25 protein-coding genes are annotated in these 21,827 nt (G+C 58.4%); 11 read left to right on the top strand and 14 right to left on the bottom strand.

Annotated features, from left to right (window positions below):
* Positions 1-3 precede the first annotated feature (3 nt).
* The 3 genes from HMPREF3130_RS10735 to HMPREF3130_RS10725 form a co-directional block, all read right to left on the bottom strand.
* Positions 4-405: a hypothetical protein gene (locus HMPREF3130_RS10735; protein ID WP_042388876.1), complete on the bottom strand. Its 402-nt coding sequence runs from the start codon at positions 403-405 to the stop codon at positions 4-6.
* 117 nt (positions 406-522) lie between these two features.
* Entirely contained in the window at positions 523-2,310 is a 1,788-nt protein-coding gene (locus HMPREF3130_RS10730) for an acetyl/propionyl/methylcrotonyl-CoA carboxylase subunit alpha (protein WP_042388874.1), read from the bottom strand.
* Between the two features lie 420 nt (positions 2,311-2,730).
* Positions 2,731-3,615: a sulfurtransferase gene (locus HMPREF3130_RS10725; RefSeq protein ID WP_049189714.1), complete on the bottom strand. Its 885-nt coding sequence runs from the start codon at positions 3,613-3,615 to the stop codon at positions 2,731-2,733.
* A gap of 363 nt (positions 3,616-3,978) precedes the next feature.
* Here HMPREF3130_RS10725 and HMPREF3130_RS10720 point away from each other — a divergent pair, with 363 nt between their 5' ends.
* Positions 3,979-5,037, top strand: coding sequence for a Cj0069 family protein (locus HMPREF3130_RS10720; RefSeq protein ID WP_016423287.1), 1,059 nt, complete (start codon positions 3,979-3,981; stop codon positions 5,035-5,037).
* 66 nt (positions 5,038-5,103) lie between these two features.
* On the opposite strand, the gene HMPREF3130_RS10715 is transcribed toward HMPREF3130_RS10720, so the two are convergent.
* A complete protein-coding gene (locus HMPREF3130_RS10715; protein ID WP_016423286.1) occupies positions 5,104-5,706 on the bottom strand; it encodes a Maf family protein in 603 nt (200 codons plus the stop codon).
* Between the two features lie 159 nt (positions 5,707-5,865).
* Here HMPREF3130_RS10715 and HMPREF3130_RS10710 point away from each other — a divergent pair, with 159 nt between their 5' ends.
* Together HMPREF3130_RS10710 and HMPREF3130_RS10705 are read left to right on the top strand one after the other, a co-directional pair.
* Positions 5,866-6,078 carry a helix-turn-helix transcriptional regulator gene (locus HMPREF3130_RS10710; protein ID WP_042388872.1) on the top strand — a complete coding sequence of 71 codons (213 nt, stop codon included), beginning with the start codon at positions 5,866-5,868 and terminating at the stop codon, positions 6,076-6,078.
* A 2-nt stretch (positions 6,079-6,080) separates the two neighbouring features.
* Positions 6,081-6,623: a hypothetical protein gene (locus tag HMPREF3130_RS10705; RefSeq protein ID WP_016423285.1), complete on the top strand. Its 543-nt coding sequence runs from the start codon at positions 6,081-6,083 to the stop codon at positions 6,621-6,623.
* Between the two features lie 136 nt (positions 6,624-6,759).
* On the opposite strand, the gene HMPREF3130_RS10700 is transcribed toward HMPREF3130_RS10705, so the two are convergent.
* From HMPREF3130_RS10700 to HMPREF3130_RS10690, 3 genes are all read right to left on the bottom strand, one after another.
* Positions 6,760-7,020, bottom strand: a complete 261-nt coding sequence (locus HMPREF3130_RS10700; RefSeq protein ID WP_016423284.1) for an acyl-CoA carboxylase epsilon subunit — start codon at positions 7,018-7,020, stop codon at positions 6,760-6,762.
* Positions 7,017-8,645 carry an acyl-CoA carboxylase subunit beta gene (locus tag HMPREF3130_RS10695; protein ID WP_016423283.1) on the bottom strand — a complete coding sequence of 543 codons (1,629 nt, stop codon included), beginning with the start codon at positions 8,643-8,645 and terminating at the stop codon, positions 7,017-7,019. The genes HMPREF3130_RS10700 and HMPREF3130_RS10695 overlap by 4 nt, the downstream gene beginning before the upstream one ends.
* Positions 8,646-8,750: 105 nt before the next feature.
* Positions 8,751-10,391, bottom strand: a complete 1,641-nt coding sequence (locus HMPREF3130_RS10690; protein ID WP_016423282.1) for an acyl-CoA carboxylase subunit beta — start codon at positions 10,389-10,391, stop codon at positions 8,751-8,753.
* 126 nt (positions 10,392-10,517) lie between these two features.
* Between HMPREF3130_RS10690 and HMPREF3130_RS10685 the strand changes: the two genes are divergently transcribed.
* From HMPREF3130_RS10685 to purE, 4 genes are all read left to right on the top strand, one after another.
* Positions 10,518-11,375, top strand: a complete 858-nt coding sequence (locus HMPREF3130_RS10685; protein WP_016423281.1) for a biotin--[acetyl-CoA-carboxylase] ligase — start codon at positions 10,518-10,520, stop codon at positions 11,373-11,375.
* A 6-nt stretch (positions 11,376-11,381) separates the two neighbouring features.
* Positions 11,382-11,843, top strand: coding sequence for a YdbT family protein (locus HMPREF3130_RS10680; RefSeq protein ID WP_069359648.1), 462 nt, complete (start codon positions 11,382-11,384; stop codon positions 11,841-11,843).
* A gap of 33 nt (positions 11,844-11,876) precedes the next feature.
* On the top strand, positions 11,877-13,163 hold the full coding sequence (locus HMPREF3130_RS10675) for a 5-(carboxyamino)imidazole ribonucleotide synthase (RefSeq protein WP_141737812.1): 1,287 nt from the start codon (positions 11,877-11,879) through the stop codon (positions 13,161-13,163).
* Positions 13,164-13,280: 117 nt separating this feature from the next.
* Positions 13,281-13,757 (top strand): 5-(carboxyamino)imidazole ribonucleotide mutase, encoded by a 477-nt coding sequence (gene purE / locus HMPREF3130_RS10670; protein WP_049171375.1) that lies wholly within the window; start codon positions 13,281-13,283, stop codon positions 13,755-13,757.
* Positions 13,758-13,777: 20 nt separating this feature from the next.
* On the opposite strand, the gene HMPREF3130_RS10665 is transcribed toward purE, so the two are convergent.
* From HMPREF3130_RS10665 to rpmB, 7 genes are all read right to left on the bottom strand, one after another.
* Positions 13,778-15,388, bottom strand: a complete 1,611-nt coding sequence (locus HMPREF3130_RS10665; protein ID WP_049171310.1) for an FMN-binding glutamate synthase family protein — start codon at positions 15,386-15,388, stop codon at positions 13,778-13,780.
* A gap of 53 nt (positions 15,389-15,441) precedes the next feature.
* Positions 15,442-16,167 (bottom strand): TIGR03089 family protein, encoded by a 726-nt coding sequence (locus HMPREF3130_RS10660; RefSeq protein ID WP_049171307.1) that lies wholly within the window; start codon positions 16,165-16,167, stop codon positions 15,442-15,444.
* Between the two features lie 47 nt (positions 16,168-16,214).
* The gene (locus HMPREF3130_RS10655) at positions 16,215-17,150 is read right to left on the bottom strand and encodes an AEC family transporter (protein WP_070429952.1); all 936 of its coding nucleotides are present in this window, start codon (positions 17,148-17,150) and stop codon (positions 16,215-16,217) included.
* A gap of 165 nt (positions 17,151-17,315) precedes the next feature.
* Complete coding sequence (gene rpsR, locus HMPREF3130_RS10650; RefSeq protein ID WP_005511410.1) at positions 17,316-17,567, bottom strand: 30S ribosomal protein S18; 252 nt, start codon at positions 17,565-17,567, stop codon at positions 17,316-17,318.
* 14 nt (positions 17,568-17,581) lie between these two features.
* Complete coding sequence (gene rpsN / locus HMPREF3130_RS10645; RefSeq protein ID WP_005511414.1) at positions 17,582-17,887, bottom strand: 30S ribosomal protein S14; 306 nt, start codon at positions 17,885-17,887, stop codon at positions 17,582-17,584.
* 3 nt (positions 17,888-17,890) lie between these two features.
* On the bottom strand, positions 17,891-18,055 hold the full coding sequence (gene rpmG / locus HMPREF3130_RS10640; protein ID WP_005511413.1) for a 50S ribosomal protein L33: 165 nt from the start codon (positions 18,053-18,055) through the stop codon (positions 17,891-17,893).
* Between the two features lie 3 nt (positions 18,056-18,058).
* Positions 18,059-18,295, bottom strand: a complete 237-nt coding sequence (gene rpmB / locus HMPREF3130_RS10635; RefSeq protein ID WP_016423274.1) for a 50S ribosomal protein L28 — start codon at positions 18,293-18,295, stop codon at positions 18,059-18,061.
* Positions 18,296-18,751: 456 nt separating this feature from the next.
* Here rpmB and HMPREF3130_RS10630 point away from each other — a divergent pair, with 456 nt between their 5' ends.
* The 4 genes from HMPREF3130_RS10630 to HMPREF3130_RS10615 all read left to right on the top strand — a co-directional run bounded on the left by HMPREF3130_RS10630 (position 18,752) and on the right by HMPREF3130_RS10615 (position 21,704).
* Entirely contained in the window at positions 18,752-19,018 is a 267-nt protein-coding gene (locus HMPREF3130_RS10630; RefSeq protein ID WP_005511390.1) for a type B 50S ribosomal protein L31, read from the top strand.
* A 21-nt stretch (positions 19,019-19,039) separates the two neighbouring features.
* Positions 19,040-19,213, top strand: coding sequence for a 50S ribosomal protein L32 (gene rpmF / locus HMPREF3130_RS10625; protein ID WP_005511439.1), 174 nt, complete (start codon positions 19,040-19,042; stop codon positions 19,211-19,213).
* Positions 19,214-19,455: 242 nt separating this feature from the next.
* Complete coding sequence (locus tag HMPREF3130_RS10620; RefSeq protein ID WP_005511429.1) at positions 19,456-20,148, top strand: response regulator transcription factor; 693 nt, start codon at positions 19,456-19,458, stop codon at positions 20,146-20,148.
* Positions 20,148-21,704, top strand: a complete 1,557-nt coding sequence (locus HMPREF3130_RS10615; protein WP_070429951.1) for a sensor histidine kinase — start codon at positions 20,148-20,150, stop codon at positions 21,702-21,704. The genes HMPREF3130_RS10620 and HMPREF3130_RS10615 overlap by 1 nt, the downstream gene beginning before the upstream one ends.
* Positions 21,705-21,827: the final 123 nt, after the last annotated feature.

Here is a 21,827-nt window from a genome sequence, read left to right as displayed (position 1 = left end):
CGGCTAGCTGACTTTCTTGCCCAAGAAGCCCTCTGCCCATCGGTGGAGGGCTTTTTCGGCGGCTTCGACGCCGTCGGCGACGGTTACCTTGGTGAGGACCTGATCGTCGTTAGGCAACACGCGTGCGGGATCGCCTGCGGGACGGACGGTGATGCTGACGTGGTCGGCATTGATGACCTCGACGGTTGCTAGTGCGAGCATCTCGACGTTCGTCTGCTCAGCAACCGCAAAGCGGTAGGCGGTGTCGTTTTCCCACTCGGTGGTGGAGTTCCGAAGGAACTCGGCGACGGAGTCAGGGGCCAATTCTGTGAGTAATTGGGTTGCGACCGGGGCGTCATCGACGCGGGAATCGTGGCGCAGCGGACGGCAGTAGAAGCGGCCGGCATTTACTTCCATGGGTTCCATACCGTCCACTCTAGACGTCCTGAACAGTGTTTAAGGGCGCCGGGGGAGGGGCTGAAAAGAATCAAGCGGGGCTGGCTGCGAATCCCATCGCAACCAGCCCCGCTTAGAGCTTTAGAACTACTTCAGTTCCATCAGGACATCGCCCTTGCCGACACCTGAGCCAGCCTCGGTAGCCAGACCCGTGACAACGCCGTCCTTGTGAGCCTTGACTGGGTTTTCCATCTTCATGGCCTCAAGGACAACCACGGTGTCACCCTCGGAGACTTCCTGGCCCTCTTCGACGTTGACCTTGATGACGGTGCCCTGCATCGGAGCAACCACAGCGTCACCGGAAGCGGCCTTCTTGGAACCGCCAGCGCGCTTCTTCTTGCTCTTCTTCTTGGCACCAGCGTTGCCGCCGCCCAGAGCCAGGTCGCCCGGCAGGGCTACCTCGACGCGGCGACCGTCGATCTCGACGACAACCTTCTGAGCCGGAACGGTGTCGGTGTCAGCGTCGGAGTCACCGTCGTACGGAGCAATCGGGTTGTCCCATTCCTCTTCAATCCACTTGGTGTAGACGTCAAACTTCTCGCCATCGCCGACAAACGCCGGGTTCTCCACAATGTGGCGGTGGAACGGAATGACCGTTGCCAGGCCCTCAACCTGGTACTCGGACAGAGCACGAGCGGAGCGGCGTAGGGCCTCTTCGCGGGTCTCGCCCCAAACAATCAGCTTGGCCAGCATGGAGTCGAACTGGCCGCCGATGACGTCGCCCTCCTTGATGCCGGTGTCCATGCGGACACCCGGGCCGGACGGTTCGACGTACTTGGTGATGGTGCCCGGAGCCGGCATGAAGTTGCTGCCGGCGTCCTCGCCGTTGATGCGGAACTCGAAAGCGTGACCGCGCATCTCCGGGTCTTCCTTGATGGACAGTTCCTTGCCTTCAGCAATGCGGAACTGCTCGCGGACCAGATCGAGGCCGGTAATTTCCTCGGTGACCGGGTGCTCCACCTGTAGACGAGTGTTGACCTCGAGGAAGTTAATCAGACCGTCAGCGCCAACCAGGTACTCAACGGTGCCCGCACCGTAGTAGCCAGCCTCGCGGCAGATGTCCTTAGCGGACTGGCGCAGGCGCTCATCCTGCTCTGGGGTCAGGAACGGAGCGGGTGCTTCCTCGACGAGCTTCTGGAAACGACGCTGTAGCGAGCAGTCACGGGTGGAGGCGACAACGACGTTGCCGTGCTTATCAGCGAGAACCTGGCACTCGACGTGGCGTGCCTTGTCCAGGTAGCGCTCTACGAAGCACTCACCGCGACCGAAGGCCGCAACGGCCTCACGGGTAGCGGACTCGTAGAGGTCGGCGACCTCTTCCATCTTGTGTGCGACCTTCATGCCGCGGCCACCGCCACCGAAAGCGGCCTTAATGGCGATTGGCAGACCGTGCTCCTTAGCGAACGCGACGACCTCGTCTGCATCCTTAACTGGCTCCTTGGTGCCTGGAGCCATTGGAGCGTCAGCCTTCAGCGCGATGTGACGAGCGGTGACCTTGTCGCCCAGGGCGCGGATGGACTCTGGTGACGGGCCAATCCAGATCAGGCCAGCGTTCTCAACAGCCTCAGCGAAGTCGCCGTTCTCCGACAGGAAGCCGTATCCCGGGTGGATGGCATTAGCGCCGGACTTCTTTGCGGCGTCCAGAATCTTGTCGAAAACTAGGTAGGACTCAGCGGAAGTGGTGCCACCGAGAGCAAAAGCCTCATCCGCCATGGTCACGAAAGGAGCGTCCGCATCCGGCTCAGCGTAAACGGCGACGGAAGGAATGCCGGCGTCCTTCGCAGCGCGAATAACGCGAACGGCAATCTCGCCACGGTTGGCGACGAGAACCTTCGTGATTTTTTCAGTGGTCTGCTCGGACACGAAATCCTCCATTTTTCGTGGGCACCCCGAGAATTGGCCCTCGGGGCAAGGTTGCGACAGTCATTTGTAGGAATCACAAGCAGCACTGCAGTTAACTGAGTGGTGAACCGCAATGCGGTTCACCACGCGGTAGCTAACAGCGTGTGACCCAATGTCTCCATTGTGTCACAGGTGCGGTAAGCAACCTCTTTTTGCTCGCTACATAAGGGGGTAGGGATTGTGGTCTTGAGCAGCGTTCAAGTGGTCATGGGGGCAGCTGAAGTGGCTATTTTCCGCCCAAAAACCTAGGTTTGTGGTTAAAATTATCACCCAAGAGTGCAAGAGCCGCCCCCTTGATTGGGGGCGGCAGGGGGAAACTAAATCTCCGGTGTAGCGTCAGCCGCTGACGCTGGAAAAACGGTGGGGGAAGCGCCCACCGGTTGCGTCGATCGCCTACAGGCTTCCCGGCTCCGAACCGTGGGCAATGGGCATGCCAATCATATTGCCCCACTCAACCCACGAGCCGTCGTAGTTGCGAACATTCTCGTGGCCGAGCAGGTGGTGCAGTACAAACCAGGTGTGCGCGGAGCGCTCGCCGATGCGGCAGTAGACAATCGCCTCATCTTCAAATTGGACGTGCGCGTAAATCTGCTCGAGCTCTTCGCGATCGCGGAAACGCGAGTTCGGGTGAACGGACTGATTCCATGGAATGTTTACCGCGGTTGGAATGTGGCCACCACGCAGGACGCCTTCCTGTGGGTAATCGACCATGTGGGTTCGTGCACCGGCATACTCCTCCGGAGTGCGCACGTCGATAATCGGAGCCTTTCCAATGAGCTCACGTGTATCGCTGAAGTAGGCGCGCAGTGTCTTGTCGTCGCGCTCGACGACAGGGTAGTCAGTGCGTGGGTAATTGGGGACCTCGAAGCTCGTGTCTCGTTCTTCAGTCATCCAGGCATCGCGGCCACCGTTAAGCAGGCGCACGTCGGGATGCCCAAAAAGCTCGAAAACCCAGAGTGTGTAGGCGGCCCACCAGTTGGACTTGTCGCCGTAGATTACGACGGTGTCATCGCGCGAGATACCCTTCTCGCGCATGAGCTCGGCAAAGCCTTCGGCGTCGATATAGTCGCGGCGCACAGGATCGTTGAGGTCGTGATGCCAGTCGATGCGAACCGCGCCCGGAATATGTCCAATGTCGTAAAGCAGTGAGTCCTCGTCGGATTCAACAACGCGCAGACCGGGAGAGCCCAGTCGGGCAGCAAGCCAGGAGCTAGAGACGAGGCGCTCAGGGTGGGCGTACTGCTGGAACTGGGGGTGCGGGTCGTGCGGAACAGCCATCGGATACTCCCTTGGCGCAAGTTGGGTGGGTGGGACTTTCTGACGTTTATCGTCAATTGCATATCTAGTTTACGGGTCGCGTGGCGAACGGCGGAATAGTCCCCAGTGTGAGCGCTTTCCGACGGCAACAATTGCGTCCGCGGCCACCCTGGGATACGCCTCACAGTTGGGGGTAAAAGCAGTGTTTTCAGCGCGCTTGGAGTCCAGGTAGTGCCCTAAAATTTAGCTGAGAGTTAGCGCAAAAACTGTGTTGATTCGTATCACTGGAAAATGGGCTGAAATGGGCTATCTGCCTGGGTATTCGCTGCGTTACGGAGACAATTGAGTGCCGGAAGTCCATGTATTTTCTTAAAAGGAGTGCCTGTGCACAAGAACATTGTTGTATTCGAGATCGAGGGCGGCTCGGACAAGTACTTCGACGGACACCGCAAGGACACCATGCCAATCGTCAACGCTATCCGCGAAGCCGGTTGGTCCGCTGAGGTCGTCTACTACCGACCGGAGTGGAAGGACGACCTGTACGACTACGTCTCCCAGAACTTCGACGGCTACATCTCCCGCGTAAACCCGGGCAACATCCCGGGTGGTGAGAGGGGCTACTTCGAGCTTCTGACCAGTCTCTCGGTCGCTGGTTTGGTTGGTATGTCCACCCCGGGCGAGATGATGGCCTACGGCGCAAAGGACGCACTGGTCAAGCTCAAGGATACTGACCTGGTTCCGTCTGACACCGCTGCTTACTACGACGTCGAGGCATTCCACAGCACTTTCCCGACCTCCCTGTCCTACGGCGAGCGCGTCCTTAAGCAGAACCGTGGCTCCACCGGATCCGGCATCTGGCGCGTGCGCATCGCTGACGAAGAGGTTGCTAAGAACGTTGAGCCGGGCACCCCGCTGCCGCTAAACACCAAGCTGAAGTGCACCGAGGCCGTGGACAATCACACTGAGACTCGTGAGCTCGGCGAGTTCATGGATTTCTGCGACCAGTACATCATCGGCGATAACGGCATGCTTGTGGACATGCGCTTCATGCCGCGCATCACCGAAGGCGAAATTCGCATTCTGCTGGTCGGCCCGCACCCGGTCTTCGTGGTTCACAAGAAGCCGGCCGAGGGCGGCGACGCTTTCTCCGCAACCTTGTTCTCTGGCGCGAAGTACACCTACAACAAGCCGGAAGAGTGGCAGGACCTCATCGACATGTTTGCTGAGGCTCGCCCGGTCATTGCCGAGAACCTCGGTGGCGACAATATCCCGCTGATCTGGACCGCTGATTTCATGCTGGCAGACGGCGAGAACGGCGAGGACACCTACGTTCTCGGCGAGATCAACTGCTCCTGTGTTGGCTTCACCTCCGAGCTGGATATGGGTATCCAGGAGCTTGTTGCTCAGGAGGCCATCAAGCGCGTTGAGGCTGCTAACAAGTAGTCTCAACAGCTAGGAAAACCGCACCAAATTGGTGCGGTTTTTGCTTTTCGACGGTTCTTGCGATGCCTACCGATTCCAGAACTGGGAGACCGAATAGCCGTAGCGATACAGAGCTCGGCGCACGACAGGTAGCGACAGTCCGATCACACTGGATGAGTCGCCATTGATGCCATCGACAAACCAGCCGCCTAGAGCCTCCAAAGTAAACGCGCCAGCGCACTTCAGCGGCTCGCCCGTCGCAGCGTAGGCACGGATGTCCTCTTCTGGGACTTCAGCGAAATCGAGGGAAGTAATCGCCACCTCAAGGTGCTCGCCCTTTGGTGTCACGACACAGTGACCAGTAATCAGCTCAGCCGTCCGGCCACTCTGTTGATGCCAGCGCTCAATGGTCTTTTCTTCCGTGTGGGGCTTGCCCTGCAACTGCCCGTCGAGAAGCAGCATTGAATCCCCGCCAATGACAATGTCATTGGGGTAGGCCGGAGAGGCAGCGTGTGCCTTGGCCTGCGCGAGTTCCTCGACGATGCGTACCGGCGATGCGTCCGGAAGGGCTGTGATTACGGCATCCTCGTCGACGTTGGGCGCTACTGTGATGGGCTCGATGCCTGCAGAGCGGAGAATGTGCAGTCGCGAAGGGGAAGTGGAAGCCAAGACGATTCGGGGGCTGCTCATAGTTAGTGATTTTAGTGAGGGCGGAATCGTAAAGCCTAATTTTTGTGGCAAACATGCGTGGGGTTGGCCCGATTGTAAGAACAGGCAGATTTTTTTAGATGGCAGCTGCCTTCTAGTGATGTAAAGTAAAGTGGACATCAAGTTAAAGAAAGTACACAGATGAGTGGGGAAGAACGTTCGAACCAGGTCAGGAGATACCGACGCTGGTTGGAGCTGAGCCAAGCGGATTTAGCCGCGCAGGTGGAGGTCTCGCGGCAAACCATTGCAAATATCGAGCGGGGAAATTACTCGCCTTCGGTGTATTTGGCGTTGCGTATCTGCAAGGTCCTGGGAAAAACAGTCGAAGAAATTTTTGGTGAGGAAGGATACTGACAATGTCCTATGCGGATGTCGTAATTGAACGCAACAGCGCCACGGTGGACGATGAGTATCAGCAGATGTTGCTGCATAAGTCCTACACGTACGGGTTCACAATGATGATGTGGGCTAACTACGTGCTTGCAACGGTACTGATTTGGCTCATTCCAGAGCCAAAGATGGTGGGCGTGACAGTGGCAATCATCTTGATGCCGCTGGTTGGACTCCTGTTTTCGCAGCGGTGGTTGCGACGTCAAGTGCCAATGCCGAAGATTAATGGTCTTACAAAAGGCGAGATTGCAGCACTCGTAGCCGTCATTGGGCTGTGGCTGATTGGTTTTATCAGAGTGCAATTGCTCTCTGAGGCAAGCGCTGGTGGGGCACTATCGGAATCGTGGGGATTCATTGCCGGCGCTGTGGTGGGTGCTGCCATCGGTCTGGCGTTTGTGTATTTCCTGTTCAAGGTGGTGTGGCCGGTAGCTCGCAACCGTGATCAGCGTCGGCTGGACCGGGAGCTCGATGACGAGTTTGATGGCGAGTCGCTGGGTGAACAACGCTAGTAATAAGCAGTGGTCAAGGCTAAGGCAGTAACAAAAACCAAAGCGCCACCATCGGAAAACCCGATGGTGGCGCTTTGTGCTAGCGAATCGACGCAGCTAGCGTGCGGTAACGACTACGCGCTAAGCGGTAGCTGTACTAGTAGAAATGGACGTTGCGGAACGTGCCCGGTACGTGCTGGTGCGGCTGGTGGAAACCCTCTTCCAGCCGACCCCAGTTGTTGCGCGGGCCGCGGTCCTCTGGGGCGCCGCCGGCTGCTGCCATACCTGCGAACAAAAGCGCGAGCGTGGCAGTTTCAGCGTCAGACGGGTTGCCCTTGAGGACGGACATGAACGGTGCAGCCGGGGCTGTAGCGGCGTCCTTGTCTTCGGTTGCTGGGGTGTTTTTGGAATCGGTCACAGCGGAATGTTCCCATGCTTCTTGGCGGGTACGTTAACAACCTTGCGATCCAGTAGACGCAGACCCTCGATGATCTGGCCGCGGGTCTCGCTCGGCGGGATAACGGCGTCGATGAAGCCGCGCTCAGCAGCCATGTACGGGTTGACCAGGGTGGCCTCGTACTCTGCCTCGTACTCCTTCTGCAGTGCGACGACATCCTTGCCCTCGGCCGCAGCAGCCTTGAGCTCCTTGCGGTAGATGAAGCCGACAGCGCCGGAAGCACCCATGACCGCAATCTGAGCGGTCGGCCATGCCAGGTTGATGTCAGCGCCCATGTCCTTGGAGCCCATCACACAGTAAGCTCCGCCGTAGGCCTTACGGGTGATGACGGTAATCTTCGGGACGGTGGCCTCAGCATATGCGTACAGCAGCTTGGCGCCACGGCGGATGATGCCGTCGAACTCTTGGTTGGTGCCCGGCAGGAAGCCTGGAACGTCAACCAGCATGATGATCGGAATGTTGAAGGCGTCACAGGTGCGGACGAAGCGAGCCGCCTTCTCGGATGCCTTGATGTCGAGGCAGCCAGCGAACTGAATCGGCTGGTTGGCGACGAAACCGACCGAGCGACCCTCCACGCGACCGAAGCCGATGACCACGTTCTGTGCGTAGTCCTCCTGAATTTCCAGGAAGTCCTCGTCGTCGACCAGACGGGTGATGACGTCCTTGATGTCGTACGGCTGGTTTGGGGAGTCCGGAATCAGCGTGTCGAGCTCGAGGTCAGTCTCAGTGATGTTGTCAGCGATGGAGCCCTCGAACGGCTCAGCCTCCATGCGAGGAGCCTCAGCGCGGTTGTTGGACGGCAGGTAGCTGACTAATTCCTGAACGAAAGTCAGAGCGTCTTCGTCATCAGCGGCGGTGTAGTGCGAAGTACCGGAGGTGCTCATGTGAGTACCAGCGCCACCCAGCTCTTCCTGTGTGACCTCTTCGCCAGTGACGGTCTTAATAACGTCCGGGCCGGTGATGAACATCTTGGAAGTGCCATCGACCATGACAATGAAGTCGGTCAGAGCCGGGGAGTAGACGTGGCCACCAGCGCAGGCGCCCATGATCAGGGAGATCTGTGGAATAACACCAGAAGCCTGGGTGTTTCGGAAGAAAATCTGGGAGTAGAGGCCGAGGGAAACAACGCCCTCTTGGATGCGGGCACCAGCACCCTCGTTGATGCCGATAATTGGGACACCGGTCTTGATGGCCAGATCCATGATCTTGACAATCTTTTCACCGTAGACTTCACCGAGCGCGCCACCGAAGATGGCGCCGTCCTGCGAGAAGACACAGACCTGGCGGCCATCGATGGTGCCGTAGCCTGTCACAACACCGTCAGTGACAGGGCGCTTGGCGTCGAGGCCGAAGTTCTTGGAGCGGTGACGTGCGAGAGCGTCAACCTCCACGAACGAGCCCTCGTCCAAGAGGAACTCGATGCGCTCACGAGCGGTCATCTTGCCCTTGTCGTGGACGCGGTCAATGCTGGCCTGGCCCATTGGAGCCTGGGTCTCTGCGAGACGGGCTCGCAGATCGGCCAGCTTTCCAGCAGTAGTGGTCAAATCCGGGGTTTCACCGGTTGATGTATTTGCGGCAGTCGTCATACCAACTAGTTTACGTTTCGAAAACGGGGGGAGGTAGTTGGGGGCAATCGCTGTTAACAAAAGTAGGGGTAATGACTAGCTCGTTGTACAGCAAAAAGCCTGCTCTTACAGTGGAATATTGCCGTGCTTGCGCGCAGGCCACGGTACTTTCTTTGAAGTTAGCAGGCGCAGATTTTTTATCACTCGAGTTCGTGTCTCGGAGGGGAGGATGACTTCATCAATTAACCCCCGTTCGGCGGCACGATAAGGCGTGAGCATGTGTTGCTCGTATCCCATTTCCAGTTCAGCAATGAGTTCTTTCACACTCTCGGGAGTGCCAAATCTATCGGCCGCTGGATCTGCTGCGAGAGCTGCTTCGGTGGCGGTTCGAATCTCGGCACGATGGAGGAAGCGTACTGCGCCAGAGGCGCCCATCACGGCGATCTGTGCCGTCGGCCAAGCCAGATTTACATCCGCGCCGAGCCCCTTTGACCCCATCACGCAATAAGCACCGCCATAGGCCTTGCGCATGGTGACGGTGATTTTAGGAACGGTTGCTTCTGCATACGCATAGAGCAATTTAGCGCCACGGCGCAGAATTCCCTGGTGTTCTTGATTTGAACCGGGGAGAAAGCCGGGTACGTCTACGAGAAAGACGAGTGGAATGTTGAAACAATCGCAGGTTCGGACGAATCGCGCGGCCTTCTCCGCTGCATCGATATCTAGGCAGCCCGCGAATTCCATGGGCTGATTAGCGACAAACCCAACAGATTGACCATTGAGACGGCCAAGGCCAATTACGACATTGGCTGCCCGGTTTTCCTGGATTTCCAGGAACTCCGCATCGTCGCAAAGCGCGTAGATGACTTCATGCACGTCGTACGGCGTGGATGGGCTGTCGGGAATGAGACTGTCGAGGGTGCGATCAGTGTCGGTGATTTCGTCACTGGCATCGGAATCCCAGCTGGGCGCGGGGGAGGTTGTGTTGTTGGGGAGGTAGTCCAGCAAATCGCAGACCCAGTCGAGTCCATCCTGCTCGCTAGTGGCGGTGTAGTGGGAGTTTCCGGCGATCTCCATATGGGTGTCGGCGCCGCCGAGCTCGTGCTGGCTGATTTTTTCGCCAGTGACTGTTTCGATTACGTCAGGGCCGGTGACGAACATACGGGAGCTTTCCTCCACCATGACAACGAAGTCCGTCAGTGCTGGGGAGTAGGCATTTCCGCCCGCACAGGCACCAAAAATGACTGAAATCTGCGGAATGACGCCGCTGGCGCGAACGTTGTGGTGGAACGTCTGGGCAATAAAGTCCAGTGAGACTGCGCCATCTTGGATGCGGGCGCCGGCGCCTTCGTACATGCCAATAAGGGGGCGGCCGGTAGTGATGGCAAGTTCCTGAATCTTGACCATCTTTTCGCCGTAGACCTCTCCGAGTGCACCACCGAAGATTGTGCCGTCCTGAGAGAAGATGCAGACCTCACGGCCGTCTATGGTTCCCCAGCCGGTGATGATTCCGTCGGTCACGGGGCGTTTGGCTTCCATCCCAAATGCGGTAGTGCGGTGGCGGGCTAGCGCATCAAATTCGACAAAAGATCCTTCGTCCAGCAGGTAGTCAATGCGCTCGCGGGCATTCATGCGCTCAGTCAGTTTGAGCTTGTCGTAGCCCCGCGACCCCATCGGAGTCAGTGCAGCAGTGCGTCGGCGTAGAAGGTCTTCATTGAGAAAAGCGGTGGTGTGTTGCTCCGCCGCCAAACGTGAGGAAATAGTCATGTTATGGAATGTAGTGTTTGGGAAGGAAAATAGTAAAGCAGGCGAGCTGTGATGATTCTCACGCTGTCGAGCTCTTGAGAAAGGTCACGACTCAGTGAATCCGGCCATGGCGCTAGACTGCTGTGCATGACCAACCCCAGGATTGTTGCTTCCCGCAAGCCTCTTGACGCCACGCGTGTGCGCGCAGCCGCGCCGGGCTGGAATTCCATTGAGGTTGTCGAAACCACTGGTTCGACCAACGCTGATCTTCGGAAACAGGCGGCACTGGGGCAGGTGGCAGATCTCAGTGCGCTTATCGCCTCGGAGCAGACCGCAGGTCGCGGTCGACTGAGTCGTAGTTGGACGGCCCCGAAGGGTGCGTCCATTGCACTCAGCGCGCTGCTGCGCCCGGAAGGGCTCGCACCCGAGCAACTGGGTCTGTTGCCGTTAGTCGCGGGCCTCGCAGTTGTCGATGCTGTTGTGGAAGTTGCGGGTCTTGCGCCTGAACGCGTTTCCCTGAAGTGGCCGAACGATGTCCTGGTTGACGGTCGTAAGCTCTGCGGAATTCTGGTGGAGGCCGCGTCGCTGACACCGCCAATTCTCATTCCGGGAATCGGCATCAACGTTTCCCTGCAGGAAGATGAGCTGCCGGTGCCACACGCCATTTCGCTATACCTGGCGGGAGCGGAAAACCTCGACCGCGACGACATCTCCGCTGGTGTGCTGCGTGCGCTGGGACGTCGTCAAGCGCAGTGGCGAAAGGGCGATGCGGAGCTGCTGCGGGACTACGAGGCGGTGTGCGCGACCATCGGTTCGAACGTGCGCGTGGAGTTGCCGGGGGATCGCGTGCTGGTGGGCAAGGCGGTTGGCGTGCGTGCCGACGGCGAATTGATCGTCACCGATGAAGCTGGCACAAGTCACTTTGTTGCGGCCGGTGACGTGTTCCATGTTCGTGCCACTGACGGCGGCTATGCGTCCCCGCAGGCTGATTCGGAGCGGGGGTAGTGCTGTATGGCCTTTCCCGATGATGAGTTGGACACGCGCGAGGCAATTCTGCTGGACACCAATCCAACTTTTGGTCGGCTGGTGTGGCCGCTCTTGGAACTCATGGTTATCACGGGCGTCTGCTGGTTGCTGATTGGTTTTATCGACGGCCCTGCGATTGCTCCGGGAGATCTGCAAGGTGTGCGTCAGCTGCTGCTCTTCGCGTGGCTGGGGCTTATTCTCTGGCGCGTCGTTCGTCCGGTACTAAGTTGGCTGGGGGAGCGGTTCGTACTGACTGATAGGCGAATTATTCTGCGCCGTGGCATTCTGCGCCCGCAGGTGGTCTCGATTGATCTGCGTTCGGTACGTGCGGTCAATCGCAAGGGCGGCGTGCTGTATCTGCACACCCGCAGTTTCGGCCCGCCGCTGGCTGTGGAAGATATTCCCAGCTCTCGTAAGGTGGCTAAGTTGGTCTCCCGGTTGACTTAGAATTTTGGGTCATAACCTACAATCAGGGGTGTGATTGCTTCGGATACCCCTGAAAACTCCACTAATTCCACTTCTAATTCCGCTGCAGCGCTAACTGCTGCGCAGCATCCCGCGCATGCTGATGGCGTGCCGGTTGTGGCGGTGATTGGTGACGGTCAGCTGGCTCGTATGATGCAGACTGAGGCCATTGAGCTGGGACAGTCCATCCGTTTGCTCGCCGGTTCGCCGGATGCTTCCGCAGCGCAGGTGTGTGCGGACGTTATCATCGGCGACTACCACGTCTGGGAAGATGTTGAGCGCGCTGTCGCCGGTGCGCAGGCCGTGACTTTCGACCATGAGCACGTTCCCACCGAATTCCTCAACAAGCTGACCGAGATGGGCTACTCGGTTCAGCCTCAGCCGTCGGCGTTGCTGTACGCGCAGGATAAGCTGCTGATGCGCCAGCGCCTGGAGGAACTGGGCGCTCCAGTACCTGCCTACGCTGCAATTGAGTCCGCCGAGGATGCCGAAGCATTCTTCGACCGCGTTGACGGTGCCGTCTGCCTGAAGGCTCGCCGCGGCGGTTACGACGGTCACGGCGTGTGGTTCCCGAAGGACCGCGAGGATCTGCGTGCGCTTGTCGACGAACTGCTGGGCAAGGACGTGCCGCTGATGGCCGAGCGGAAGGTCGCGCTGGTTCGTGAGTTGTCGGCCATGTGTGCGCGCACGCCGTCGGGCGAGGTCAAGGCCTGGCCGGTCCTCGAGTCCGTGCAGCGTGACGGCATCTGTGTTGAGGCAATCTGCCCGGCGCCAGGGCTTGCCGACGACCTTGCGAGAGCGGCCGAAAAGCTCAGTGTGACCATCGCTTCCGAGCTGGGAGTAACCGGCGCGCTGGCAGTTGAGCTGTTCGAAACCGTCGATGCTGACGGCAATCCGGAGATTTTTGTCAACGAGTTGGCCATGCGGCCACACAACACTGGTCACTGGTCGCAGGACGGCTGTGAGACCAGCCAGTTTGAGCAGCACCTGCGTGCAGTTGCTGACATGCCACTGGGTTCCACTCGCCCGACTGCGCCGGTGACGGTAATGGTCAATACGCTCGGTGGCGATGAGGCCTCGGATGTACCTATTTCACAGCGTTTTGCTGAGGTATGGCGTCGTTTCCCATCAGCGAAGATTCACTGGTACGGGAAGGATTGGCGCCCTGGACGTAAGCTGGGGCACGTCAACCTGTGCGGCTACGACGCAAGCCCGGAAGGCATCGCGGAGACCCGGCGGGTTGCCAACCTCGCTGCTGGCTACATCGTCGATGGCGTGTGGGCAGACGGCTACACCGCATAGGTGGCTGGCGCTGTATAAGAATTAGATTGCTATCTCAAGGAGACAACATTGGCTGAAGCAAACCAGGTGGCAAGCCCGAAGTTGGCCAACGTAACCGGTCCGCTGGTCGGTCTGATTATGGGGTCGGACTCGGATTGGCCGACCATGGAGCCCGCAGCGGAGGTCTTGGCTGAGTTCGGAATTCCCTTTGAGGTAGGTGTGGTCTCTGCACACCGCACTCCGGAACGCATGATTGACTACGCAAAGTCCGCCGCTGACAAGGGGCTGCGCTGCATTATCGCTGGCGCCGGTGGTGCAGCACACCTGCCGGGCATGGTTGCGTCGGCCACTCCGCTGCCGGTTATCGGCGTGCCACGCGCGTTGGAGAACCTGGAGGGTGTCGATTCCCTGCTGTCAATCGTTCAGATGCCGGGCGGCGTTCCGGTGGCAACCGTCGGTGTGGGCGGCGCTAAGAACGCTGGCCTGCTGGCTGTGCGTATTCTCTCGGCCGGTTACCCGGAGCTCATTGTGGCGATGGAGAACTACCAGGCCAACATGCGCGATCAGGTCCTGGAAAAGGACGAGCGTCTGCGCAAGAAGCTGATGGGTGAGTAGGGCGCGCAACCAGCCCCGAACTACCCGCGCATATGAACTGCGGGGTAGTGGAACGTGTCCGGGTCGGCGGTCTCCCAGGCTTCGGCCCAGTTGTGGAAGCGAGTTCCGCTCAGCAGCTCGCCTGGCTGCAGCCAGTTGTAGAGCTCCGCGTAGGTCTCACCGACCTGCTCATTGGTGCGCCGCAGCAGGTGGGACGGCCCCAGCTCAGAGAAGCTATTCAGGCCCATCGATGCCAATAGGCTAGCTGCTTCCGCGACCGTGGCATTGTGATAGTTGGCCACACGCTGACCCTTGTCGTCGACATCCAGGGCCTTCCACAGGCTCGGATCCTGGGTAGCCACACCCACCGGGCAGGTGTTTGTATGACATAGCTGAGATTGGATACAGCCGGTGGCCATCATCATGCCGCGAGCCGAGTTCACAAAGTCAGCACCGATGCACATGCGCTTCACAATATCGAAGCCAGTAATGACCTTGCCGGACGCACCGAGCTTAATGCGATCTCGCAGACCGGCACCTACGAGCGCGTTATGGACGAGAATCAGGCCGTCGGTAAGCGGCAGGCCAACGCGGTCGGAGTATTCCAGCGGTGCAGCGCCGGTGCCGCCTTCAGCGCCGTCGACGATGATGAAGTCCGGGGTGATGTTCTCTTCCAGCATGGCCTTGCACACGGCGAGGAACTCAAGCTGGGAGCCAACACACAGCTTGAAACCGACCGGCTTGCCACCGTTGAGCTCGCGCATGGTGCCCATAAACCGAACAAGTTCACGCGGGGTGGAGTAGACGCGGTGGTACGGCGGGCTCATCACACCCTTGCCAACTGGTACGTGGCGAGTAGCCGCGATTTCCTCATTGACCTTGTGACCTGGCAGCATGCCGCCGAGTCCAGGCTTTGCGCCCTGGCTAACCTTCAGATAGGTTGCCTTGACCTGCGGAATCTTAGCCTTTTCGCGGAAGAGCTCCGGATCGAAGTCGCCATCCTCGGTACGCGCACCGAAGTAACCGGAACCCAGCTGCCAATAGAGGTCGGCACCATACTTCAAATGGTAAGGGCTGATAGCGCCCTCGCCGGTGTCCTGTACGAAGTTGCCCAGCTTCGCGCCCTTATTCATTGCCATGACAGCGTTAGGGGACAGAGAGCCGAAACTCATGGCTGAGATGTTGAAGATAGACGCTGAGTACGGCTGGGCGCAGTCCGGACCGCCAATATCTACGCGCGGATCCTCGATGACGTGCTGGCTCGGCGCCATCGAGTGGCGGACGTACTCGTAGCCGGGCGCATTAATCTTTCGCTCAGTACCGAATGACTTCTTCGAGGACAGCCCCTTCGCACGCTCGTAGACCACGGTACGGGTATCGCGGTCGAATGGAGCGCCGTCGAAGTTGCGTTCGATGAAGTACTGCTGCATCTCAGGGCGAATGGTCTCACCCATGTAGCGCAGATGGCCGATGACCGGGAAGTTCCGCAAGATGGAGTGCTTCCTCTGAAGCATGTCATAGATAGCCACAACATCCAGGAAGAGGATGAAGGCCATCAGAATCCACCACCATGGGCTCAGATCCCATACAGCCAGTGCGCCCAAGACGTTGATGAGGGCGAGAATCGCAAGAATATATGGTCGGGTAATCACGGTTTCCAGGTTATCGCGACTACTTAGAGCGCTTCTCGACGGGACAGCTGCGACTAAATCACACGGGCTTTTTCGGCCGTAGAAATAGCAGTGACACGCTCGCTATCGCCACCGCGCACGACGACGGCAGCACCTCCACGAACCCAAGCCGACAGCACATTACATGCCCATTTATCTGCGGTGACCTGTGAAGAATCAGGCACCAGCCAGCCGTCGGAAACGACGCGGGAACCGGGCGTGAGCTGCATCTCGTCCGCATAATCGCCAGCAGATGAAAGCAGTTCTGCAGCCGACTTTTCCCCAATAACGGGGGTTTGGTCGGAGTCCGGGCCTGCGCCTAGATATGCGTCTGGGTGGAAACGAACTTCCGGACCAAAGTCAATGACTCCCGGTGGAATATCATCACCGCATTCCACGACACCGCGGCCAAAGGGATCGTCGGTAAGCACTGCGAGGTAGGCATCTGGGAACTTCTCTTCCCACGTGCTGACGTTGCTGACAGTGGTGAATACGACCAGCGGCTCCTCATCGCTAACGGTGACGCCAGCACGCTCGCAGCCCAGGATGATGCAGGCGGACTGCCAAATCAACGGCAAGTCAATCCATACTTGGTCTCCGGCGACGAGGTCGAACTCATCGTGCAGCATGTTGGCGATCTTGCTGGCCCAGTTGTCCAGAGTTTGGGCCGATAGATCAGTACGACCGCCGGTAGTTTCGTCATAACAGGTCAAACGAGGCACGGACGGGTCGGCCTCGAGAAGTGTCTTCAGAATCTCCACGCCTCCAAGGGTAACGAGATTCTCTCCAGGCCGTCGGGAAGAGTCCCCTAACTCAACAGCAGGGTGAACAAAAGGACCGTCGGCAAGCAGGCGATTGTCGTAATCACGCCACAATCGCGCGCCTGTTCAAGGTTCCGGCCGAAACGGGAGGCGAAGGTGTAGACGTTCTGGGCTGTCGGCAGGCCGGCGATAATCACAGCTGCCAGCAGCGCATGCCCGCTGAGACCAAAGACAAAATGGCCGAACAGGAGAGCCAGCGCGGGGTGCAGGAAAAGCTTCAGCGTAGACGCCACCACGACGGCGCGACGAGGGGAGCGGCCGGCTTCCATAAACGGCATGCCATGCAAACTAATACCGAAGGCCAAAAGTGCCATTGGCACCGCGGCCTGCCCCAATAGCCCCACTGGATGCGCTACGAACTGAGGTAGTTTGATAGCAAACGCATTAACCGCAAGTCCCACCATCGCCGCCAGAAAGATCGGGTTCTTCAGCGGTGCCATGATGACATTGCGCGGTCGGAAATGGCCGCGGTTAGTGAGGATTTCCAGCACGGTCATGGAAGCGGGCGCATAGAAGGCAATCTGAAAGATAAGGGCAGGGACGACGGCGGTAGCGTCGTGAAGCACTGCGACAGCGATCGGCACGCCGAGATTAGCGACGTTGTTGTAACTCGACGACATCGCGCCGACCACTGCATCGGCGCCGCGCTGTTTGTACATGGGCGCCACAAAAATCCGGTAGAACGCCGCCGTGCCAAGCGCCGACAGTGCCGCGACACCAAACGCCGAACCGAAGACGCTCGCCGAATCCGCCGTTGCGAGAGTGTGCGCGAGCATGCACGGCATCGCGATCCAGAACACGACCATGTTCAGGGTAAAAGATGCCCGCTTATCGACGATCTCACTGCGCCCAAACAACCAGCCAACAATGATCAGTACTGCGACGGAACCAAAGCCGGTGAATATTTCGGTGAGAGCGGGCATAAGTGCATATTTTAGACAATAAAAAACGGACCCAATCCAATCCCCTCGGTGGGGAAGGACTGAGTCCGTTTTACGCTGTTATCGCATGTATCGTCATGCGGCCAGCGCGTAAATAAGGCCTTTCGGCGGGTGTTCGAATGATCGGCTCCCGCCGACCAGCCATCTTTAGCGGCTGGTGAACGGCAGGAGTGCCATCTCGCGGGCGTTCTTCACAGCGGTAGCGACCTGGCGCTGCTGCTGCGGAGTCAGACCGGTGACGCGGCGGGAACGAATCTTGCCACGGTCAGAGATGAACTGGCGGAGCAGGTTAATGTCCTTGTAATCAACCTTCTCAACGCCTGCGGCCTTGAGCGGGTTCTTCTTCGGGCGGCGGGACTGCTCCATCCGCGCCTTCTTGTTAGAGTGATTGCGCTTCATTGGTGCTCCTCGACTTACCAGCTGGACTTACGGACGCCCGGGAGTTCGCCACGGTGGGCCATCTCACGAACGCGGACACGGGACAGACCGAACTTGCGGAGGTAGCCGCGCGGGCGACCATCTGCAGCGTCACGGTTGCGGACGCGAATCGGGGACGCGTCACGCGGCTGACGGTTCAGCTCGTACTGTGCGTCCATGCGCTCTTCGTCAGTGGAGTGCGGGGACTTGATGATGCGCTTCAGTTCAGCGCGACGTTCTGCATAACGAGCGACGATTTCCTTGCGCTGCTCGTTCTTGGCAATCTTGGACTTCTTAGCCATGAATTAGCGCTCCTCGCGGAATTCGACGTGCTTGCGGACAACCGGATCGTACTTCTTAATGGTGATACGGTCCGGGGTATTGCGCTTGTTCTTACGGGTCACGTAGGTGTAACCGGTGCCCGCAGTGGACTTCAGCTTGATGATTGGACGAATGTCATTACGTGCCATTTTTTAGATCTTCTCCCCACGTGCACGAATCTGAGCAACAACAGCCTCGATACCGTACTTGTCGATGGTCTTCAGACCCTTCGGGGACACATTCAGAGTGATGTGACGCCCCTCAGAGGCGAGGTAGAACTTCTTACGCTGCACGTTGGGGTTCCAACGGCGCGACGTGCGCCGGTGGGAGTGGGACACGGTCTTGCCGAAAGACGGCTTGCGTCCCGTAACCTGGCAAATCGCCGACATAGGGATTCCTTTGCTTCCTTGCCGCCCAATGCCGACATCACTGGTGCGCCACGCCGGATTATTGAATAACCGAGGAATCCACCTGGCCTTTTCCGGGGCGCTGCCCACTGACACTCGACGCTGAGCGCGTAAACGAATAACTAGACAACAGCGAGAGAACAGTTTACACACGAGTTGCGGGATAACCTAATCGCTGTTCCACTGTGGTTTTCTCGGCGCGACTCTCGAGTGTCGTCATAGAGTTCGTGCTTGTCGACGGGCGTTAGTGCAGGGCCCTTTTTTAATTTTCGGGCTCGAGCCTGTAATATTCCATCGAGTGTCACATGCCGGTTTATAGAAATATTGACCCGGTGCGTGTCATTGTAAGTCGTGTTCGTACCCAACTCAGGCACGATTCTCTCACTCTTAGCTGGGGGAAAGCGACCTGAAGTTCAATCCTGAGGGAAACGAGAATTAATGAAGAAGGACATCCATCCTGATTACCACCCGGTGGTTTTCAAGGACGCAGGCACGGGTCACTCTTTCCTTACCCGTTCCACCGCCACCTCCGACCGCACTGTCGAGTGGGAAGACGGTAACGAGTACCCGCTGATCGTCGTTGACGTCACCAGCGAGTCGCACCCGTTCTGGACCGGTGCTCAGCGTGTCATGGACACCGCTGGTCGCGTCGAGAAGTTCCAGCGCCGTTACGGTAACCGCATTCGCCGCGCGAAGAAGAACTAAGAATAGGAGGGGAATAAGAAAATGGCAGTACCAAAGCGTCGCATGTCGCGTGCTAACACCCGCGCTCGTCGTTCCCAGTGGAAGAGCAACAACGTCGCTCTCCAGGAAGTCAAGGTAAACGGCCGCGTCTACAACGTTCCTCGTCGCATCGCCAAGGCTGTTCAGCTCGGCCTGGTTGACGTCGAGAAGTTCTAACGCGCATCTTTTAGGATGCTGACAACGTTCCTCGCTGGACCGCCGAGCGCTTCGCGCGCCCAGAGTGTGTTCAGTATGTAAGGAACAGTTGGTAAAGAGCTTTTTAAGCCTCACCCCATCGCTTGTACTTGGCGATGGGGTGAGGTTTTTCAGTTGTATGGCCGAGTTTTATGGGAGCACTCTCACGAAGAATCTGTGTCACATTTACACTCGCCTTATATTTTCAAGGCACAATGGGCAGTATGAAGATTTTGGTAGTTGATGACGATCAAGCGGTACGCGAAGCGTTGCGGCGATCGTTGACTTTTAATGGCTACACGGTCGAGCTCGCCGAGGATGGCGCAGAGGCCTTGGAAAAGATTGCCAAGGATCGTCCGGATTTGGCCATTTTGGATGTCATGATGCCGAAGCTCGACGGCCTGGATGTTTGCCGTCGGCTGCGCAGCGAAGGCGATGATCTGCCGGTCATGATGTTGACTGCACGTGATTCGGTCTCCGAGCGCGTAGCTGGTCTTGATGCCGGCGCAGATGACTACCTGCCCAAGCCGTTCGCATTGGAAGAGCTGCTCGCTCGTGTCCGTTCGCTACTTCGTCGTTCTGCTTTGGAAGTGCCTGCGATGGAGGATGCCGCAACTCTGCAGTTTGAGGATCTCTCCCTGGACCCGGAAACTCGTGAAGTCTTCCGCGGTGAACGTCGCATTAGTCTCACTCGTACAGAATTTGCGCTGCTGGAATTGCTGATGAGCAACCCGCGGCGTGTGCTCTCCCGTACCGCCATTTTGGAGGATGTCTGGGGCTATGACTTCCCGACGTCCGGCAATGCGCTGGAGGTCTACATTGGCTACCTGCGTCGCAAGACGGAGGCAGAGGGAGAGCCGCGTCTGATTCACACCGTTCGTGGTGTCGGTTATGTGATGCGGGAGACCGCACCGTGATGTTGCGCCGTCGTCGTTCGACCGGCGGTGGCGTGCAATCAAATCAGCGTTCTGCCACGGAGGCCAATCCGGGGCAAGGTACCGTCGGTAAGCAAGAGAAGTCCGCGAATACTGAGACGATGGCAGGGGAATCGCTTCCCGGCCTGCCGCGGAGCTCGCGTATCCCTTCGCTGCGTTGGCGGCTGACTATTCTGACAGCGCTCATTGTGGCGATGTCGGTGGGGCTGATGACGCTGGCTGCATTTTTTACTGTGCAGGCAGCGCTATACCGCGAGGTGGACAGTAACCTCCGTAGCCAGGCGGAAAAGCTGCTGATGTCACCGTACGCTTCGGAGTTTGCCATTGGCCCCTCCTTTGAAGCGGACTCGAACAGGATTCTGAACCCCGATTTGGACGCGGTGTACTTTGCCCACGGCAGTGTGGCGGGCAAAGGCGGTGGCTCTATCTCTATTGGTGGCCCCGAACTTGCGGTGTTGCGGGGGAATCGACAGGAATCGATTCGCACCGATGAGTACAACGGCCGTCGCGTATACGCAGTCCGCTCCGAAGACGGTGCGACGCTAATCCTGTCGCAGGATCTGAGCTCGACGCAGTCGGTCTTGAAAGCGCTCAGTGCAGTGCTGCTGAGTATCTCTGCTATCGGAATCCTCTTCGCAATCGGATCAGGTATTACGGTGGCAACAACGGGTCTGCGCCCGGTCACTCGGCTGCGCATTGCTGCGGAGCGAGTGACGGAGACCGACGAGCTGCGCCCAATCCCTGTGGAGGGCGACGATGAGCTTGCACGCTTTACCCGCAGCTTCAATGAGATGTTGGCTGCACTTCAAGCGTCGCGCATTAAGCAAGCGGAGCTGGTTGCAGATGCTGGTCATGAGTTGAAGACTCCGCTGACGTCGTTACGCACAAATATTGAACTGCTGATGATGGCCTCCCGTTCGGGAGCGGCAATCTCGGATGAAGATCGCGCGGATCTGGAAGCTGACGTCATCGCACAGCTGGAAGAGCTGTCGACGTTGGTCGGCGACCTGGTTGATCTGGCACGCGAAGATGGCCCGCAACAGGTTATTGAGCATGTCGATGTCGACGAAATCATTTCCACGTCGCTGGCGCGTGTTGAGCGTCGTCGTCCGGATATTACCTTCGATGTGCAGACAGCTCCGTGGTATGTCTACGGGGATTCGGCGGGTCTTGGTCGCGCAGTTTTGAACTTAATGGACAATGCTGCAAAGTGGTCGCCAGAAAATGGCACCGTGCGGGTTCGTCTAACGCCGCTCAGCGAGGTTGTCGCTGAGTTCACGGTGGCGGACTCGGGGCCAGGTATCCCGAAGGAAGATCGAGACAAGGTCTTCGAGCGTTTCTACCGTTCCATTCAGTCGCGGTCGATGCCTGGATCCGGCCTGGGCTTGGCCATTGTGAAGTCGGTCATCGTCCGCCACGGGGGCACGATTACTGCCGATGAGTCCGATGATGGCGGTGCCTTGATGCGAGTGACTCTGCCGGGCAGTCCGCACAGCGGAAAAGGTGACGACTCCGATTCAGCTCAAGAGCCTAGCTAGAAACGCATAATCCCACGTCAAAGCTGATGTAATCCCCGCTGCGCGCGGCCTTTTAAGGAAGTGTGTGGCGGGGATTCGGTGTTTCATTCGGGGAATTATCGGCGAGACCGCAGACTGCTCTCA

The organism is Corynebacterium sp. HMSC14B06 (assembly GCF_001807075.1).
Classification (GTDB): Bacteria; Actinomycetota; Actinomycetes; order Mycobacteriales; family Mycobacteriaceae; genus Corynebacterium; species Corynebacterium jeikeium_D.
This window is presented reverse-complemented; position numbering and strand designations above follow the sequence as displayed.